Source organism: Sphingobacterium sp. BN32 (assembly GCF_030503615.1).
Taxonomy (GTDB): Bacteria; Bacteroidota; Bacteroidia; order Sphingobacteriales; family Sphingobacteriaceae; genus Sphingobacterium.
The window spans coordinates 990,252-1,008,896 of the sequence record NZ_CP129963.1 but is presented as its reverse complement, the minus strand read 5'-3'; the positions used below and the strand labels follow the sequence as shown (position 1 = coordinate 1,008,896).

The window sequence follows — 18,645 nt, the reverse complement described above, 5'->3', positions numbered from 1 at the left end:
CTTATTCTTTTTCTATCTTTTTAATGATTTCTTCTTTTGTATTCATCGACTGATTGACATATAGGCAGTCGTTTTCCGTGTATATTTTTGAGAGCGCCTGCTGATCTTTAAATCCATTTCCCGTGACGATACAGACAATATGATCCGCTGATTTAACTTTTCCAGCTCGTAGTGCCTCTTTCAATCCAGCCAATGCGACAGCTCCTGCCGGCTCGCAATAGATCCCCTCAAGTTGTGCTAACAGCTGTTGACATTCAAAAACATCCGCATCTTCGACCAATGTCCCTTGCAATTCAGACGTTTTGCCCGCTTCTACAATGGCAGCGACGTCAAGCAATGACGACACCTGCAAACCACTAATCTTCGTAGCACTATTTGCTAATGCTGTCGGGGTCGCTCTGTCTCCGCTAAGCACAGAGGCGATGGTATCATTGCCTTGAGGTTGTACACAAAAGAGCGTTGGACTCACTTGCGCATTCCTTGACGCCTTCCATTTCGAAAAACCACGGACAATAGAAAGAAACAATCCGCCGCCACCTGACGGTACAAAAACTCGATCTACCTGCTGCAGTTCCTCTGCGATCTCAAATGCAATCGTCTGTACACCTTCCATCCCGATCGGAGAAAACTTATAAGCGCTTATTTCCAATGAGCTATCATGCTTCAAAGCGAGCTCATTTAACGTGTCCATTACATCGACGGTACATTGATCGTTTATACCGAAATCCTCAATCATCAGCAGCTCTGCACCATAAACACCCATTTGTTGAACTTTTCCAAAGGGCGCACCATCGACAAGGCAAATGATGCATTTCAGTCCTGCGGCAGCACTATAAGCGGCAAGCGCAGCACCCGTATTTCCACTCGAAGTTGCTAATATTGCTTTCTTTCCATTTTCCTTTGCATAGGCAATTGCCATTGCTGCAAAGCGGTCTTTGTAGGATCCACTAGGATTTAGATTCTCTAGTTTAAAATACAGGTTTTCTAATCCTAATAGTTTACCGATTCGCTTCGACTTCAATAAAGGCGTATTGCCTTCACCCAAGTTCACATGGCAATCCTCATTTACCTGCGGTATTAATTCTTTGTATTTCCAGATACTCTTCAAAACTGATTTGGCTTTAATAGTTTTTTGATATGGTAGGGATTGAAATTATGCTCTAAACCGCCATCGATTGTTAAACAAGTCCCTGTGATGAAGCTTGCTTTATCGGAACTTAACCAAATAATAGCTTCCGCTATTTCAGAGGCCTGCGCTGATCTAGATAATGCAGTTCTATTTTCTACCTCGCGTTGGATAGTATCGCTGATATTTTCGCCTTGAGGCCCCTCGTAGTCTGAAGACAAGGCTGTCGCTACGGCACCTGGGCGTACCGCTACGGCGCGAAAACCGCGTGGCCCATACAAGGTGGCTAGTTCGTAAGTCAAGCTTTCGATCGCCCCCTTGCACACCGTATAAGCGGAAGCATAACCCGAAACGAACGAAGACATTACGCTGGACAGGTTGATAATACAGCAGGCTAGTCTTTTAGGTAGAAGCGCTTCGGCAACATACTTGGAGAGAAATGCTGGCGCTGTTATGCCAACCGCCATTGTTCTATTCCAGTCTTCCAAGCTACTTTCAGCAAGACTTTCTGCCTTCCGCCATATCGCATTATTAACCAGCACGTCTATCTTCCCCCATTTGTCGAAGACGGTTGCTACGATGAATCTTAAGAAATTATCGTCGGATAAGTCTCCGTCCAAAATGAGGTATGAAGCAGCGTCGCTTTCCAGACATGGGTTAGACTGAAGGATTTCGTCTTTCGATCGATCGACTAACGCTAAAGCATAGCCCTCTTCTAAAAAACGCTGCACCAAAGCTCGCCCAATTCCTCCGGCTGCCCCTGTTATGATGACTACCCTTTTTTCCATAACTAATTATTAATCTTTAATACCCCGCCTAGAGAATCGCCTTGCTTAACCCTAGGGATGGCTCTGACAAACAATACTAATCCATCCGTATCAGCAAATATGTCCTGAGCGGTTAAAGTCTCCGCATCATAAACAATACCCCAGCGATCACCATTTTTTATATGCTCACCAACAGACACACTAGCCTCAAAAATGCCATCTAATGGCGATGCCATTTTTCCTTGCAAATAGCCCGCTCCCACTGTGTTATCTTCAACAAAATATTTTGCTTCGCTGTCGTGTGTAGTTTCTCGATCCAACATCCTTAAGTCGGAAAGAATATTCAGACAGCCTTGGATATAGGCGCTGACTACTTCGTTCCTAATAGGACCAGGTCCTCCGAATTCAACATATATAGCTGGAATATGATGATCGCGAGCAATAGAAAGTGTTCTTCCCTCGGGCAAAGGATCAGTCCCCCAGATTAAGGGGAGACCAAAAGCTCTCGCCATTTGGCGTTGTTTTTCCAACACGGTCTCATTCTCATGCAACATATAGCCCGCTAAGGGATACAGATCGAACAGTTGACCGCCTGTATGCATATCAATCAAATAATCAGCATTCTTAATATGCTCGGCTACGCTTGCTGCATGTTGAAGAGTAATCGAACTCTCCGGATCCCCTGGGCAATTCCTTGCCAGATCTAATCCATCCTCGCCACAACGAGCGCCAATGGAAAAGGCGCTCTTGTTGACGATCGGAATTATGGTTAAACTACCTCTATTTAAATCAGAACCAATTTGACTTTTTAGCTGAGAAGCTGCAATCATTGGCTCGTATTCATCTCCATGTACACCTGCCAAAACTAGAACCCGCGGTCCTGCTTCTGCAGATCTTATTTCCCAAATCCCTGCTGTATCTGCCATCTCTTTTTAAAATATATGCTAAAGGAAATCTCGATCTATTATTTATAAATATCCTTTAAACTAAGCAGCGCAATATCCGTCACATTCAAGTGTGAGCGCGCTTGCTGGCTGCCGGCACAATAGGAAAGCAGCACATTCTGTTTATCGAAGTGTATACCCATATAACAATACCAACCATCCGGATCAATTTCAATGTTCTTCACCTTCTGCCAAGTTTTACCATCGTCTTTAGAAATAGCAATGGTCAAAGGCGTGCGTTCTCCTTTTGTTGCCGGATTGGAGCCGTCGTTATTGTTCCAGATAGCAAATAAATCTCCAGTGCTCGGAATCCTTTCGATACTGGCTGGCGATAATGGTGAATTTAGATTATATGGAACCGCAGCAGACCAAGTTTGCCCCTTATCTTTCGAATAGGAAACCAGTTGTTTACCCCCGGTAGCACGAATGAACATCATGATATCGCCATTTTTTAATTCCACAACACCCGGTTCTTGCGTAATAATTCCTTTTGGTCCTAAGGCCTCCGAACCTGACTTCCAGGTCCGACCATTGTCATCCGAGTAGTAACTAAATAGATTGCCATTTCCAGACATCTCAGAATTCAGATTCTTGTGCCAAGCAACAGCCATCAATAAACGACCATTCTTCAATTGGATAACACGATCGTTATTTAACACGAAATATCCTTTTTTATCTTGAATACAAGCAATTGGCTCTGACCAAGTCTTTGCCTCATCTTTTGAAAAGCGAACGTAAGGAATACAATCGTCGGTTGAGTTTTTTCTTAAGTAGAACAGCGCAATTTCGCCATTCTTTAAGCGCAATAACGAAACAGACATGACGTTCATCCCGCCTTCATTATCCAATACACGCTGATCAGAAGATGTCCATGTTTTTCCGCCATCTTTAGAAATTCTACTCGCTAAATGAGCGGGATCATGATCTCCTCCACTTCCCGAAGTGTAATGAGAATAAATAAATAAAATGCTTCCATCTTTCAAGGTTACAAACGAGCCTTCGCTATTGCGAGGATTTGATGAACTTGGAGATAACTTAAGCACCACATTGTTCTTTAAATGAGGAACCTGCTGCGCTTGTGCATGGGGAGCATCGATAAAACTCAAGGAGCATACGGCCAAGCAAATGGCGAAGAAATGTTTTTTCATAATGATCTATTTGGTTATTGTTAATATGTACTACATATATACATCTAAACTAGGTAATATTTTATTATATAGCAAGTCTTTTGTTAAAAAATTCCTTTAAATATTGTAACTTGATATCTATAAAAAAACATCCGCATTAAAATAAGTATTACTTATATTTGAACCCAATAAATTAATATCAGTCAAACATGAAATTACAGGGAATAAAACCAATTGAAAACATGACGCAAGTAGATCGAATTGAAATGAACTTGCACGATTATTTTCGAAATGAAAACTTCTTACCTGGAGATTCAATTCCCAAAGAAATAGAATTAGCAGAAGCAATGGGCGTAAGCCGGACGGCGATGCGCGAAGCCTTGACACGTTTCAAAACCTTAGGAATCATTGAATCGAAAAAAAATAGAGGCATGGTGATGACCGAGCCAGACGTTTTGCAGAACATGAACGTTGTGATGAATCCGCGTCTGTTAAATCAGGACACGATGCAAGATTTTTTCGAACTACGCTTAGTTATTGAAATGGGGATTGTCGACATTCTCTATGTCCGAAAGACGGATGAGAGCATCAAGAAACTGGAAGAAATCGTGGAAAAAGAAGCGGGCGCCAAGACGATCAATGAAATATTAAAATTAGATATCGAGTTCCACAGCACCTTATATAAAATATCTGGAAATCATACAATTGAACGTTTCCAACGCATTTTAATGCCGGTATTTGACTACATGAAAAACACGCTGCACATTCGTAGCCAGGAACAAACCGAGGATTATGTTTCACATAAAGTGTTAATCCGGATCTTAAAAACGGGTACTGTTGAAGAGTTTAGACAAGCGATGTATAAGCACCTGATTCAGTATTTCGAACAGATAAAATAGTACCGCTCAAACAATAGCGCTGCCCCTCACGAAGTCTCGAAGCAGAGATTCACATTCCTTATTCTAATCAAACCCATATCATAGCCCTTTCCGAGCGCTTTTGATTGGGGTTTGCATTGGGTTTGTATTGGGTTTACATTGGGTTTGAAAGGGTTTTGAGTTGTGCAAGACTTGTACCTGTTCGGGAGAAAGAAAGGAGGAGTGCCTTGAGTTTGTCTAGCGGTCCTCAAAAATAGATGCGTTCAGAAATAAAAGGGGCTGTCCAAAGGACAGCCCTCTTCCATTACAAGCCTCGTGTATTTTACAAATACCCTTCGTTTTGCTGTATTTTTGGCTCCAAGCTTAATGTTGTTTCGGAAATTGGGAACAATAACAAATGATTTTTCCCTTTCTTATTTTGCAAGGATGGCACAAGGTCAAACGCTTTGTTGAATCTGACTAAATCCCACCAGCGTTTCCCTTCAACTGCAAGTTCTAACAATCGTTCCTTCAAAATTGCTTCGTCCGCATTGGCCGCACTCGTATGTACATAGATATGCTTTGCGTAATTCGCGCCATACGCTCTATTGCGAACCTTATTTATGGCCTCTGTTGGATCCTGTCCAAGCGCATTCTGCGCTTCGGCTTTCATCAGTAGCACATCGCCAAATCTATATAAAACGATATCATCGATAAAACGTCTATTTCCACCGATTACCGTTCCACTGAATTTCGAAATTACCGAAGCGAAAACTTCCGTTCCGCCCCCCGCTTTAGGAATGCTGACTTCAATAAATGTCGCGTCGCGACGTTGATCATCCAAAGAAAATTGATCTCTCGCAAGCTTGCTCATTGACATAATTGGCAAACCTCCAAGCACGCCCAATTTATCTTTGGTTGCCTGATCAGCCGCAGAAGTCATATAGGCGCCTGACATATAAAGGTTGGCGAACATATTATCTCCAGCTTCAAGGTCCTGGAATCGAACAGCCATCAGGATTTCCTTATTCCCTTTATTATCATAATCAAATATAGAGGCGTAGTTCGGTAAGAGAGCCACGTCTGCCTTCTCGATTTCGGCGATTGAAGTTAAGGCTACCTGAAAATCTGAAGCCCCGCCTCCCATTGTTTTTCCAGTCCAAAGGCTAACGTCAGCTTTTAATGCATGGACAGCAGGTTTAGACCACATATTTCTGCCCGTTTTGAAATTAGCGGTCGGAAACAAACTCAATGATGTTTCAATATCCGACTTTATAAGCTTCATCACATCCTCTTTGGAGGAGCGCTCTTTCATAATGACGTCTGGCTTATATCCTTCCGTAGGGTCCGTCACGATAGGCAAGGCTCCCCAGGTTTTGGTCAATACAAAGTAGGCATATGCGCGCATTGCATGGGCTTCAGCCAGAATTTGGTTCTTAACAGCATCTGATGAATACGTAATATCCGGTGCATATTTTAACAATAGATTGGCGTCGTGAATAACGGTGTACATGCCCTGCCAAGTGGAATTTACCATTCCGTTTCCTGCCGCTAATCCAACATTGGCACGATCTAATTCATTGTAATAGAATACTTGCAGTCCTGCTGAACCGGCCAGACTTCGATCCATCGTTTCGGACCTCATTTCGCCCCAAGCAAAAAGGTTTCCTATTGCCTGCGTGCGAAGTCTGACGTACATGCCATTTAATGCGCCGGTCACATCTCCCTCAGATTTCCAAAACGATTGGTTGGAAATTTGGCTTATGGGATCCAGCTCTAAGTCTTTGGTACAAGATGCCATTGAAATCAATAGCACGGCACTATATGTTAATAGATTTTTTACTTTCATTTTCATGGTCTTCATTTTAAAATGTCAAATTAGCACCAATAACAATTGTTCTCGGAATTGGATAACGTCCGTTATCTGTCCCCCCCTCTTCCGGATTCAATCCTCTGTACTTGGTAAAGTAATGGAGGTTAGAGCCGGTAACATTAAATCTTAATTGACTTATTTTTAGTGGAGCAATGATCGACTCGGGCAAGGTGTAACTCAAGGTTACCTCTCTAATGGATAGATAATCACCTTTTTCATAGTAATAAGAGTTTCCTCTGAAGATATTACTTCTTGCTTGTTGGTCTGCCCAGTATGCGCGCGGAATATCCGTTACATCACCTTGTTTTTGCCATGAATCAAGCATTAAGGTTGAAAGTCCATTTTCTCCTTGAAACTGACCGATGCTTGTTGCCAGGGTGTAGTTGTAGATCGTATGGCCGGTTGTGTAATCCATGCGTACCGACAGGCCTACATTTTTGTAAGCGAAAGAGTTGGTGAAACCACCGGTCCAAGTTGGATAGATATTTCCGACGAACACTCTGTCTCTAGAATCGATTTCGCCATTACCGTCAATATCTTCCCAATTTACATCACCTCCAAATTTCGTCTTATCGGAAAGCGGCACGATTAAATCTTTAGGTCCTTTTGCTGCTTCCTCATCGGTTGCATAGATGCCAAGTTGATGGTAGGCATAGAGGTCTCCCGGTTTACCCCCTTCTTGCAATCCTCCTACCCACGCGTAGTCACCTTTTGACGGCACATAAACATAGTCTCCACCGATACGGTTAAATTCCACACCATTTGACGGTAGACTTAGGATTTTGTTTTTGACCTTTGCAGAATTTAGAGAAATGTCCCAACGTAGTGGAGAATTGTCTGGGAGGACTCTAGCGGTAAGCTCTAGCTCGACGCCTTTATTTTCTAAACTTCCCAAATTGGTAAGAATGCTTGCAAATCCGGTTGAATGCGGAAGAGACATACTTGTTAACAAATTATCGGTAACTCTTCGGTACACATCGACCATTAAGTTCAATCGCCCGTTCAGGAATCCCATATCAGCACCGAAATTCAAGGTTTTGGATTCTTCCCAGGTCAATTCCGGATTAGCAAGCGTATTATTCATAATAGCAGCCGAACCAGCGTAGCGCTGTCCTACACTGTATTGCCCTTGCGCATCATATGGACCTAAGGCACCGATGTTGCCATTGACACCATAACTTGCTCTTAACTTAAATTGCGACATGGTGTTTTTAATATCCGCCCAGAATGGCTCATTATGCACATTCCAACCTGCGGAAATCCCTGGGAAAAAGCCCCATTTCTTATTCCCTAGGTTCGACGCTCCGTCATAGCGAAGATTGAAAGAGAGTAAATATTTTTGTAAATAATTGTAATTTATTCTTGTGAAATAACCAATTATACGCATTTGCGTTTCTGTTCCTCCGACCGAAACGGCTTCTGCCGCTCCATTTAGTGTAGGAATAAGATCGGTCGCTGCTTTCCTTCCTGCAGCGGCAATGCTCGAGTTTGTTGTTTGATAGAATGAGAATCCAAGTTTAGCTTCAATCTCATGCTTATCGAGGAAGCTTTTATTGTATGAGAATACCCCGTCTGCTTGATGTTGCTGCAATTTTGTGAACCCTGCACTCGCGTCGCGCGAGTCTACAAAAGTACTCACCCCATTGTAATAGGATTGTTGAAAGAAGCGGTTATCGGTAGTCACCTGATATAGCGAAAACTGAGGAGCGAAATTAAGTCCAGGAAGGATGTCCCACTTGGCACCAACAGAGATCGTTAGATTATCATTGCTGTTTTTAGAATCAATCCGTTCTAAGTAATACTCTGGATTCCCGATTGAGCTACCGATACCCGGCGCTAATGTTCCATCCTCGAAAGTATACTTCGCTACCGGCGTTAATGCTAAAGAACGTCCGAACATATTATTCTCTGTCCCAAATACCGCTTTGTTCCGCATATTAGAATACAGCAATCGACCAAATACCGTTACATTTTCCGCGGCCTGTACTTCTCCATTGAGATTTACAGAAAGTCTTTTGTAATCGGTATCCAGTGCAATCCCACCATTATCCAGATATCCCATGCCCAGGTTGAATCTTGCTTTCTCACTGCCCCCTGCAAAGCTCAAGTTATGATTGTTGGTATGACCAGTGTTAAATAACACGTCTTGATAGTCCGTGCTTTTAAAAATGATCGTTCTTGAGGGATCGATCGGATCTGGCATACTCTCCCATCCTTCGTTCAACTTATGCTTATTTGCCTCGGACAAGTATTGAGTTGTGAACGCTGTGTTCTTTGTCAAGTCGTTACCCGCACCACCGCTCGTTGCCAAGCCTAATTTTGTTAGTTGACTTGGGTCTTGATTTGCTCTAGCCGCAATTCCCAAACGTTGAAAATAGATGTAGTCACGGCCGCCCAACAAGGCAAATTTCTCCTGTAGATTAGAGAATCCACGGTCATAGCCGTAATCCACCTGAACACGACCTTCCTTGCCGGATTTTGTTGTAATCAGGACGACGCCATTAGCACCGCGAGCCCCGTAAATGGCGGTAGATGCAGCATCTTTCAATACCTGTAATGATTCGATATCATTGGAGTTAATGTTGTTGATATCGGAACGCAGGATTCCATCCACAATATATAGAGGCGTTGCACCATTGGGATTGTTAATGGATGTTCCCCCTCTAACGATTACTCTTGGTGCAGCTCCCGGTTGACCCGAAGTGCTTTGAACGCGCACTCCTGGTAAGGTCCCTTGCAAGGCACTAGCAACGTTAGCAAAAGGAACATTCTCCAATACCTTTTTGTCTAGTTTAGAAACCGAGGTGGTTAATGTTTCCCTAGATTGTGTTCCATAGCCAATCACCACGACTTCGTCCACTTTATTATCATCAGCAACTAGTGTCGCATTGATCGTCGTCTGACCAGCAACGGGCAACTCTTTCAGCTGCTTTCCAATATAGTTGAAAACTAAAATCGCAGCGTTTGAACGTACGGTTAACGTGTATGCTCCGCCGTCGTCCGTTGCCGTTGCATTCGTCGTCCCTTTCTCAGTTACTGTGACGCCTGACAATGGAGCGCCACTTTCATCGGTCACTCGCCCCTTAATAGGAGATTGAGCAAACGCGAAATTTGCGAGAATGAAGAGGAAAAATGTGAGTGTTGATTTGTAAAACTTCTCATTGATTTTCATAATTCATTTTTTTGAGTTTATTTCTTATTGGTTATTTCTTTAGGTTATCAAGGTTATTCTTTTAACGTATGTGCCAGTTGATCTAGGATTTTGGCGACTTCTGCTTCGTTCCAATCCGCTTGCCCTTTTGCTAATGGAGCGACGGTATCACCGATATCAATCTGATATTTCTGTTTCATAGCCACTCTCAGGAAGGTCCAGATATTTGGAAGAACATATTCGATTATACGTTGGAATTCCAGCATAAATCGTCTTGCCAGCTCAAAATCGCCTGATTTAAAACTGTTCAATACGTGTTTGCACTCGGCACCCCACAAGTTGTAAAATGTGCCGATCGCGCCTACCGTTCCTGAAAGCGCAGCTTGACAGATCAATTCATCGGCACCGCTGAAAAGTTTGAGCTTATCTCCAGCGATGTTATGGATTCGACTGATTTCCAACATATTTCCAGTCGTCAGCTTCATCCCTTCAATAAATGGTATTTCTAATACTGCAGCGATGAAATCCTCGAAGTTTCCAGGGATAGAATTGTTTCCTAGCTGGTATGGAAAGAATGGCAGTTGACCTGCTTTGGCAATCTCCGAATAATGCTGTATGGCCATCTTCGCTCCACCGCCGAAATAGATTGGGCCTACCGATGACACCGCCGACGCGCCGACAGTAGCAGCATGCTCTGCCAATTTACATGCATCTCTAGTTGCCAAGGTTCCGACCTGTACCATGACCGGAATTCGAGCATTTACAGTTGCAATTACCGTTTCTAGCACTTGTTTTCTGTCCTCGTCACTAAACAAAATGCCTTGACCCGTGGAACCTAAGACATAAAGTCCATCTACATTTTCTCTTACTAATGTATCACATAACTTTTCCAACTGGTCGAAATTAGGTCGTTCGTTGGCACCTACAGGCGTAAATAGTGCTGGCCATAAGCCACTAAATTGCGTTTGATTATTCATTTATAAGTATTTTTAATTTTATTGGCTATCGCAATACGTTAATATGTATTACATATGTAAATATAAAGAAGCTTTTCAAATAAAAAAATGAAATAGAAAATAATTCGGTGAGTATTCCGGTTGTAGTGAAGACAAGTCGGCAAGCGTATAAGCAATCAATAACGCAAACTCGGAACAGGATTAAACTTGCCTGATGAGGTTTTCAAAGTTTCTTGTAGGACGAATTATTTCGCTCTTTGTTTCTTTTCCGGAGGGCAGCGGTTTCCAGGGCTAGGCACCGTATCACTTCCTCCTCTTCGATAGAATCGTTAAAACTATGTAACGGCGATGATCATCGTTAGTTCAACGATCTGATTGTTAATATCGACAAAACATGGCATGCGTGAATACCAAGCAAGGTAAAAATCTTTAGAGAAGCTTCCGAAAAGCAGCTAAGCTTCCATATAGTTGGAAAAATAAAAGAAGAAGAATGGTAAATTATCAACAATAATCTATGTGATAGAGAACTTGCTGGAAGCTTCTCCTCCTAATGTATCACATTTACACGCACATCAAGAGAATTGTTTCTATCGACAGGCTTTCCTGACATTTCCAAACAGGTTTCTTCAATCATTTTGCTCATTGTACTTAGGGCAAGGTCGTTGGCTTCATTTCCAAAAGGCTCTTCGATTTCATCGGCAATGGCTTCAAAGGCAACGAATGTATAAGCGATAAATGAAACAATAAAGGGGGTAAACCAGCTTAAGCTGTCGACCAATCCAAAAGGAAGTAAGAAGCAATAAATATAAACGGTACGGTGAAGCAACACGGAATAACTGAACGGAATTGGCGTTGAAGCGATTCTTTCACAGCCGCCTAGAATATCGGAGAGCTTATCGAGATTTTGGTCTATTCGAGCTTGCTGAATACTGTCGATTATCTCTCTTCGCTTTAGATCTTGTATACATTCCCCCATAAACTGCATGATTACTGCTGGCTTATACTTTGACGCTTTCGCAATTGCGAACAGCTCCGGAGATAATCGGGATTCAAGATCGCTGCTGGCATCGGTACCACGTAGCTGGTGTTTGAGTGCGTAATTAAAGGCAGAGTTTATACGAACGAAGGTTAGTAATTCATTTTGGCTGATCTTACCGTTGGTTAATGTCGCAACCTGACGCGTCAGTGCTCTGGAAACATTTAATAAGGAGCCCCAAAGTTTTCTACCCTCCCAAAATCGCTCATAACTTGCATTATTACGGAAGCCGAGGAATAAGGCTAATACAAACCCAAATAAAGTAAATGGTGTTGCGTCTAGCGGTACTTTATAGCTTAATAATGTTCCATGAAAATAGACAATGGCCACCGACAGACAAAACAGTAAAAGAAGACGAGGCAATACATGCGGAAGAACAGAACCTTCCCAAATAAACAACATTCTGAACCAATTTTCCTTTTTACGTATGATCATAACTCTCCTCTCCTCGGTAATGTGATTTGATAAAACCAAATATACCATCTTTTTGATGGAAAATACAGTTAGGGATACGATAAGAGCAGGTTTTGAGGGCATTTGAAAACAGACACTTTCAGAAAAAAAAATCCCCGATGGTAGCTCGGGGATTTCATTGAAAACTAATTAAACTTATGTGAGTGAAAATTATCGCACGAACAAGGCATTTTCTGTTTGCTCCAGTGTGCTGTATATCTTATACAATGCTCTAGGCACATGGAAACAGCCTTTCCATTTCCCGCCTTTTAATGTCAACAAAGGTTCGCCTTGTCTATTTAAATAGCCATACCACTCTCCATAGGTTGGGTCGCTAAATCTGCTAAAAGAATATTCGTCTAGCTTTTCGAACCATTCCTTACAATCTTTTCTGCCGGTATAGGCATATCCTTTCGCCATACATACGAGCGCTTCTAAATGCACCCACCATAGCTTTTGGTCCCATTCCAGCTGTAGCAAAGGCTTATCTAAAATATCTTTGAAATACAAGATACCGCCGTATTGTTGGTCCCAGCCATAGTTCAACGCTCGAATAGCGATATCAATACAACGGTTCATTAAATCAGCATCTTCTCTTCGGATAGCAAGATCCATCATAAACCACATGGCTTCAATGATGTGACCTGGATTGACTAACCTTCCTTCGAACGTATCGGAAAAAGAACCGTCAAGATTCACGCTCTCCATAATCAATCCGGTATCCTTCTGGTAGAAAACGTCCATGACTTCATGCATCACCTCGTCAATTAGCTGATCAACGGTTTGCTTGTCAATGATATGTTCCAACTCAAGCGCTAGATTGCTTAGAATCATCGGCAATGAAAATCCTTTTAATGAGCGCGAGTTTGGATACTGTTTATTGTATTTTCCTTTTGGATTATCTCTACGTTCGAGAATGCGGTTAAACGTACTGACAGCAACGTCAGCGTATTGATCATTTTTCTCGATTTTGTAAAGCGCAGCCAAACCCATTGTTGCGAAACAATCAGAGAATATATTATAAGGTTGAACTAAAGGTTTCCCGTAGCGGTCTAAAGCAAAATACCAGTCGCCATTTTCATCGCGACCATTCTTTAGGATAAATTCTGCTCCCTGAAGCGCCATCTCCTTCCATTCTGCCTTAGCTTCAACTTCGTTGTACATGGTTGCCATCGTCCAGATTTGGCGACCCTGCAACCACATAAATTTATCCGTATCAAACACTCCCCCCTCACGGTCTAAACAGGTGAAAAAACCCCCGTATTCCTTATCGTTCGAGTTCTTCGTCCAAAACGGGAGGACATTCTGCAGCAATTCCTGTTTATATTTATTCACAAAATCCATCATATCTTTTGCTTATTTCAATTTTTCTAAATATTCTTTATAGCGGTTAAATAAATGTCCAGCCTGTAAGTACGCAGACTGTGGGCTCATAAAATGCGAGAACTCGAACGTAATTGCTTTATCGTATCCAGCTTTACGCGCGGCTTCTAACTTTAGTCTTAGTTTTTCAAATTTTATCGGCAGGAATTTTATCGGCATGTCTCTATCGAACGATTCAGCATTCGTCCAGCATTGCATTCCGTAGCGATCTGCAAGTTTCTTATTTACGGTGAAAAAGTCTTCAAGCTCATGATAGTCGATGTGACCATCTTGAAAAGCTACGGCATCTACTGCATGATGGATTTCATGAAATATTTCATCCCATTCGCGTTCATGTTCTTGCAGCGAAACAACATCAGCCTTTGAAAGAGATGCCGAAGAGGCCATAACAGCTTTTTTTCCGTCGATCCAAGGGGAAATCAAAGTTGGTAGATTATTACTCACCCCCTTACATTGTTCACCTAATACGCGGAACGCGGTCGCTGCCCCTTTCGTTTTCCTGCTGATTTCCATACTCAGATACCAACCGCCAAAACTCGAATAATGTCCATATTTTGACCATACCTCATCAATGACATATCGGTTAGCGTCGATTTCATGCTGCATATTTCCAGAATCCCAGTATAGACCGCTGTCGTAAAGTCCGAAATAGAATTTTAAGCCATGCTTTTCTGCTAATTGAAGAAACATCTCTACGAGATCTTCACTAGGCGCATAGCAGCCATACTCCTTCTGCAACCATGGAGACGGGTAAGTGATGAAACGACGATAGCCACTGCGAATCATAATCACCGTATCAATACCAATGGATTTCATATGGGCAAAATCCTGATCCCATTCCGCTCTTCCCCAATTTTGATGGGGAATATCATGGCTAATTTCGTCGATAAAAGTTCCTGTAATTCTCATTATAAATATTTCTTAGCTTTCAGATAGTCCACCCAACGGATATAACCATCCGTATTGATATGTATTCCATCTGAAGTATAGTTTTTGTTTAGCATATCATTCGCTCCAAGCACATCACCCAATTCAACATAAGTTAACTGATAGGTTGTTGCAAGCCTTTGAATTCCTGCATTTAAGTTTCTGATCAACTGAGCTTTGCCTTTTAGATAATCATATTTTAATAATTCTTCATTCAATGGCAAAGTACTCTGCACGTAGATCTTTGTTTTAGGGCTGTGCTTTTTGATTGACAAAATGACCTCTTCATAATTCTTAAGGGACCATTCTGTGGGCAATCCACGACCAATATCGTTTATTCCCATCATCAAAAATATCTTGCTCGGCTTAGTCTTAACAACATCGGCAATACGTGCTTTCATCCCGAAGGTATTATCCCCACCAATTCCACGGTTTCCAATTCTCTTTTTTCCCGCAATAAGCTCTTGCCAGGGGCCGCGCTCTGTGATGCTATTGCCAAAGAAAACAATATCCGTTTTAGTGTTTTTCAGACCTTGATATAGTTTCTCGCGAGACTCATAATACCAGTTGTTATATGAGCTATCACGACTCAAATCTCTTTTCTCCTGCGCAAATCCCTTATTGAAACATAACAGGATCGTCAGCAATAAAAAACTAGCTCTCATATTATAGATGTTTTTTAGATTTTAGATAGTTGATATAAGGAATATAAGCTGCAACTTCGAGGTGTATTCCATCCGGAGTCATAGCTGCTTTGAGCTGTCCTTTTTCATCCGCAATTACGGGATACAAGTCTACGAAAGTCACATTCCTGTTTTTCGTGGCAATTTGCTTCAACTCTGCATTGATCTTCAGAATATCGTCATTCTTAACCTGTTTGAATGCTTCTATCAGTTTCGCATCATTTATAGGCAAAAGACTGCTCAAATAGATGTTCGTTTTAGGAGATTCTGCCTGAACTTTCTTTATGATCTTCGTGTAATTTTCCAAAATATTAGCAACCGGCACATTTCTTTTCAGATCATTGACACCAATCATGACAAATAGCTTCTTAGGCTTATGACGAATAATCTCATCCAATCGAGCGACAACCCCGAAAGAGATGTCACCACTTATCCCACGGTTTAAGATTGGCAATTCTGGCGCAATATCTTCCCAACGACCTGCTTCGGTCAAGCTATCCCCCAGAAAGATTACCGCACCTTTCTTTATCGGCATTTTGTTAAACAAGGCTAAGCGTTCAGTATAACCAGAGAACACATAATTGCTGTCGATGGCTACCTGGGCACTTAAGTTTTTACTAAACAAACCTAGCAGGAGTAAACTGAGATATCTTAACTTCATTTCTTATTTCGTTAATGTGTATATTATTTATTTATGAACGCCAAAACCATAGTTTCTTTGTACAGTAAGCAGTAATTGCGATCATCAGTGTTATAAAAACTGTAGTTTTAATAAGACCCAAATATGGACTGCTACCTGCCAGCTGATCTAACCAAGGAAGGATGTGCAAGAGTCCCAAAACTGGCGTGATAAAGAATGCTGAAACACTATATGCTATCATGGGGTTTTGACCGCATCTAACCAGGGAATTTACAAGCATATTGTCTTTACAGAAAGTAACTAGATAATCACAGGTTAAGTAAAATAAGAATGCTAATCCACTTGTGATAAACCAATAGCTAAATGAGGATGGGTCCTTTTTGATACCGCCATCGAGCGGCTCGAAGAACAGCCCTACGGTCGAAAACATAAAACCACAGAGAACTAGCTGTTTGTAGAAAACGATTTTCTCATCTTTTTTATCCTTCAAGAATAGATAGAAAAGAACTGCGAATACCAGATGTCCTAGTAGGTCTAGAGCAATCCAACGTTTGTATAAGCATAGCACGTGAAATACCACGAATAGGAACGCAAGTATTGCTAATACAAATGTTGATCTCCGTTCATACGCCGAAAACTCCGTTTGAAAAACAGCCTTATTCTTCCAGATTAGATCGCCTAAAATAGAGCCCGGCAATACGATGCACAGATATTTTAAGTATGCAAAGTTGTAGAACCAATGTAATTTGGGATGAAAGTTCCAGATCGCAGATGTCCAGCTCCCAGCAATATCTTTTGTAAACCAAACGCCCATAAAACATAGCAATATGGCAATTCTTAAATAGATATTATTTGCCGAAAGCATCCATAGCAATGTCCCAAACACCGCCATGTTCGCTAGAACAAGTATGATGATATTGCTCTTTTCCTTTTGAAAAGTATTGCCAAGTATCTCACTATGATAATATGTTAAGGCGACAAGAATTATTATACCCAGTGCTTGCAATCCGTATTTTTTAACGGCAGTTCCTTCAAAGCGCATGAATACCAAGAAAAAGGCAGCAAAAGCGGCTAAGGCGGATAGATAGTTTACAATGCTGTTTCCCGTTAAATTATCTGGCGTTAGGTAGGCTAATGCGATCGCAAAGACCAATAGTAGCAATCCCCTCCGAAGTACAATCTTTGTAATAGATGCGTATTGCCCTGCCTCTAAAGACTTCTTTAAGGCAAATGGAAATGCGGCTCCCATTGAAAATAGAAAAAAAGGAAATACCAAATCTACCCAAGTAATGCCTGGCCGATTAGGGTTAAATTTAAAGTCCGGTGGACCAACCTGAGCGTGATACATCCATCCTGGAAACTCCGCTGTCCATGGGATAACCGCAGCTAAGACCATCCCGACAATTGCCAAGCCTCTTAACAGATCTATACTGAGATTTCTATACTTTTTATGGGACGTATTCACCATATTAACTCGTAATTCCTATGAAGTACTGCTGCTGCGACGCAGCAACAGTACCGATTTAGTTGATATACCTGTATGTTATTTTAAATCTATTGGCACTAGAATTATTGGTGTTGGTAAGCAAGATGCTCCTGGAGGAGAATATGTAAAGTTGATCTCCTGTATCTCTTTTTTTGGATCTGGCTTATAGATTTTAATCAAAATAGCTTCTGGTGCTGCTCTCGTCACTAATTGATTTGACGGATATTGATTAACAGACTTTTTGCCCTGCGCATCAAATACCTCCATTGTTAGTCCCATACCACCGCACCATTGGTTATCGGCAGAACGACTATTCCAGGTTATTAGGGCTAGTCCTTTGCCATCTGTGCTTTTCCACTTGATGTTCGTGTCATACAATACACCGTAATTTCCTGCATTCTTTGCTGGTTGCTTGTCCGCTCCAATCGTTCCGGTAATCCACGGATCATCTTCTCCATCGGCGATAATTAGTTGTTGAACGCCTTGTTTGGTATCTAAGGTATCAGCACTTAAAATCTTATAATTTGATACGGGGAATATCCCGCGACCTGCATTCACATGGCTGAACGGAATGATCGTATCGATCTTTGAAAATGCTTCCGCTGTATTGCGATCCGGTGAAGTTTGAACTACAGAAATTAGCGCAGGTTGATCTACAACAAATTCATAGATACCATGTACCAATTCATCATATTTTGCAATTCGCTTCTCCATTTGATCATCAATAGGAACGACTTGACCCGGTTTGATCACTTTCACCATATTCACCTCTTCTGATTTGAAGTAGTCTTCCAAACCTTGCTTTCCGATTTTGAAATAGTTAGTGCTTGGCTCCTGAGAAGAAAACTTCAGCATCCTTAAATGCATATCTTCTTTACCCAAGTTCTTAATCACTGCGTTAATCTTTCTTGGAATTTGCCTCGGCTCTTTTACGCCATTGACGTTGTAGACATATAGTCTAACTGCCCCTGGCGCAACCTGCTCTTGCATAGCAATAGCTTCCGGAATACGGATATATTCTGGATCATCAGAAATGAGAAACTGCGGACCTGGAGTAACAGTTTGCTTGAATGCTATCTTCTTAAAATCTGGTTTTAAGAAATTCTTAAGGATAACAGTCTCCCCTTCCTTAGCAGCTCTTAGCGTTTTGGAAATTTCGGATAAGTTTTCTTGTGCAACAGTTGCCTGCTGGAACAAGAACGGAATAGCAAGTAATGCGATAAATTTTCTTAGCAT

Annotated in this window: 15 protein-coding genes; 1 reads left to right on the top strand and 14 read right to left on the bottom strand. The window is 41.7% G+C overall.

Annotated elements, in window-relative coordinates:
* Position 1: 1 nt before the first annotated feature.
* Genes QYC40_RS04200 through QYC40_RS04185 form a run of 4 tightly spaced genes read right to left on the bottom strand, consistent with a single transcriptional unit; the run spans position 2 to position 3,985 of the window.
* Positions 2–1,108 (bottom strand): pyridoxal-phosphate dependent enzyme, encoded by a 1,107-nt coding sequence (locus tag QYC40_RS04200; RefSeq protein ID WP_301992569.1) that lies wholly within the window; start codon positions 1,106–1,108, stop codon positions 2–4.
* Entirely contained in the window at positions 1,105–1,914 is an 810-nt protein-coding gene (locus QYC40_RS04195; protein WP_301992566.1) for an SDR family NAD(P)-dependent oxidoreductase, read from the bottom strand. Before QYC40_RS04195 ends, QYC40_RS04200 begins: the two co-directional genes overlap by 4 nt.
* 2 nt (positions 1,915–1,916) lie before the next feature.
* Positions 1,917–2,819: a succinylglutamate desuccinylase/aspartoacylase family protein gene (locus tag QYC40_RS04190; RefSeq protein ID WP_301992565.1), complete on the bottom strand. Its 903-nt coding sequence runs from the start codon at positions 2,817–2,819 to the stop codon at positions 1,917–1,919.
* 38 nt (positions 2,820–2,857) lie between these two features.
* Positions 2,858–3,985 (bottom strand): sialidase family protein, encoded by a 1,128-nt coding sequence (locus QYC40_RS04185; protein WP_301992564.1) that lies wholly within the window; start codon positions 3,983–3,985, stop codon positions 2,858–2,860.
* Between the two features lie 188 nt (positions 3,986–4,173).
* On the opposite strand from QYC40_RS04185, the gene QYC40_RS04180 reads away from it, so the two are divergent.
* Positions 4,174–4,863, top strand: coding sequence for a FadR/GntR family transcriptional regulator (locus QYC40_RS04180; protein ID WP_301992563.1), 690 nt, complete (start codon positions 4,174–4,176; stop codon positions 4,861–4,863).
* 301 nt (positions 4,864–5,164) lie between these two features.
* On the opposite strand, the gene QYC40_RS04175 is transcribed toward QYC40_RS04180, so the two are convergent.
* The 10 genes from QYC40_RS04175 to QYC40_RS04130 all read right to left on the bottom strand — a co-directional run bounded on the left by QYC40_RS04175 (position 5,165) and on the right by QYC40_RS04130 (position 18,645).
* Positions 5,165–6,676, bottom strand: coding sequence for a RagB/SusD family nutrient uptake outer membrane protein (locus QYC40_RS04175; RefSeq protein ID WP_301992562.1), 1,512 nt, complete (start codon positions 6,674–6,676; stop codon positions 5,165–5,167).
* A 10-nt stretch (positions 6,677–6,686) separates the two neighbouring features.
* Entirely contained in the window at positions 6,687–9,866 is a 3,180-nt protein-coding gene (locus tag QYC40_RS04170; protein ID WP_301992561.1) for a TonB-dependent receptor, read from the bottom strand.
* A 53-nt stretch (positions 9,867–9,919) separates the two neighbouring features.
* A complete protein-coding gene (locus QYC40_RS04165; protein WP_301992560.1) occupies positions 9,920–10,822 on the bottom strand; it encodes a dihydrodipicolinate synthase family protein in 903 nt (300 codons plus the stop codon).
* Positions 10,823–11,348: 526 nt separating this feature from the next.
* Positions 11,349–12,272, bottom strand: coding sequence for a bestrophin family protein (locus QYC40_RS04160; RefSeq protein ID WP_301992559.1), 924 nt, complete (start codon positions 12,270–12,272; stop codon positions 11,349–11,351).
* Positions 12,273–12,461: 189 nt separating this feature from the next.
* Entirely contained in the window at positions 12,462–13,637 is a 1,176-nt protein-coding gene (locus QYC40_RS04155; protein ID WP_301992558.1) for an AGE family epimerase/isomerase, read from the bottom strand.
* A 9-nt stretch (positions 13,638–13,646) separates the two neighbouring features.
* Positions 13,647–14,582: a DUF4434 domain-containing protein gene (locus QYC40_RS04150; RefSeq protein ID WP_301992557.1), complete on the bottom strand. Its 936-nt coding sequence runs from the start codon at positions 14,580–14,582 to the stop codon at positions 13,647–13,649.
* Positions 14,582–15,265: a GDSL-type esterase/lipase family protein gene (locus QYC40_RS04145; RefSeq protein WP_301992555.1), complete on the bottom strand. Its 684-nt coding sequence runs from the start codon at positions 15,263–15,265 to the stop codon at positions 14,582–14,584. Before QYC40_RS04145 ends, QYC40_RS04150 begins: the two co-directional genes overlap by 1 nt.
* Position 15,266: 1 nt before the next feature.
* Positions 15,267–15,944 (bottom strand): GDSL-type esterase/lipase family protein, encoded by a 678-nt coding sequence (locus tag QYC40_RS04140; RefSeq protein ID WP_301992553.1) that lies wholly within the window; start codon positions 15,942–15,944, stop codon positions 15,267–15,269.
* A gap of 31 nt (positions 15,945–15,975) precedes the next feature.
* A complete protein-coding gene (locus QYC40_RS04135) occupies positions 15,976–17,391 on the bottom strand; it encodes a DUF5009 domain-containing protein (protein WP_301992551.1) in 1,416 nt (471 codons plus the stop codon).
* A gap of 75 nt (positions 17,392–17,466) precedes the next feature.
* Complete coding sequence (locus tag QYC40_RS04130; RefSeq protein WP_301992550.1) at positions 17,467–18,645, bottom strand: copper amine oxidase; 1,179 nt, start codon at positions 18,643–18,645, stop codon at positions 17,467–17,469.

Coding starts and splice junctions, on each gene's coding strand:
- QYC40_RS04150 (WP_301992557.1), bottom strand. CDS start 14,582: ATGAGAATTACAGGAACTTTTATCGACGAAATTAGCCATGATATTCCC.
- QYC40_RS04180 (WP_301992563.1), top strand. CDS start 4,174: ATGAAATTACAGGGAATAAAACCAATTGAAAACATGACGCAAGTAGAT.
- QYC40_RS04140 (WP_301992553.1), bottom strand. CDS start 15,944: ATGAAGTTAAGATATCTCAGTTTACTCCTGCTAGGTTTGTTTAGTAAA.
- QYC40_RS04155 (WP_301992558.1), bottom strand. CDS start 13,637: ATGATGGATTTTGTGAATAAATATAAACAGGAATTGCTGCAGAATGTC.
- QYC40_RS04130 (WP_301992550.1), bottom strand. CDS start 18,645: ATGCTAAGAAAATTTATCGCATTACTTGCTATTCCGTTCTTGTTCCAG.
- QYC40_RS04165 (WP_301992560.1), bottom strand. CDS start 10,822: ATGAATAATCAAACGCAATTTAGTGGCTTATGGCCAGCACTATTTACG.
- QYC40_RS04170 (WP_301992561.1), bottom strand. CDS start 9,866: ATGAAAATCAATGAGAAGTTTTACAAATCAACACTCACATTTTTCCTC.
- QYC40_RS04185 (WP_301992564.1), bottom strand. CDS start 3,985: ATGAAAAAACATTTCTTCGCCATTTGCTTGGCCGTATGCTCCTTGAGT.
- QYC40_RS04135 (WP_301992551.1), bottom strand. CDS start 17,391: ATGGTGAATACGTCCCATAAAAAGTATAGAAATCTCAGTATAGATCTG.
- QYC40_RS04175 (WP_301992562.1), bottom strand. CDS start 6,676: ATGAAAATGAAAGTAAAAAATCTATTAACATATAGTGCCGTGCTATTG.
- QYC40_RS04190 (WP_301992565.1), bottom strand. CDS start 2,819: ATGGCAGATACAGCAGGGATTTGGGAAATAAGATCTGCAGAAGCAGGA.
- QYC40_RS04195 (WP_301992566.1), bottom strand. CDS start 1,914: ATGGAAAAAAGGGTAGTCATCATAACAGGGGCAGCCGGAGGAATTGGG.
- QYC40_RS04145 (WP_301992555.1), bottom strand. CDS start 15,265: ATGAGAGCTAGTTTTTTATTGCTGACGATCCTGTTATGTTTCAATAAG.
- QYC40_RS04160 (WP_301992559.1), bottom strand. CDS start 12,272: ATGATCATACGTAAAAAGGAAAATTGGTTCAGAATGTTGTTTATTTGG.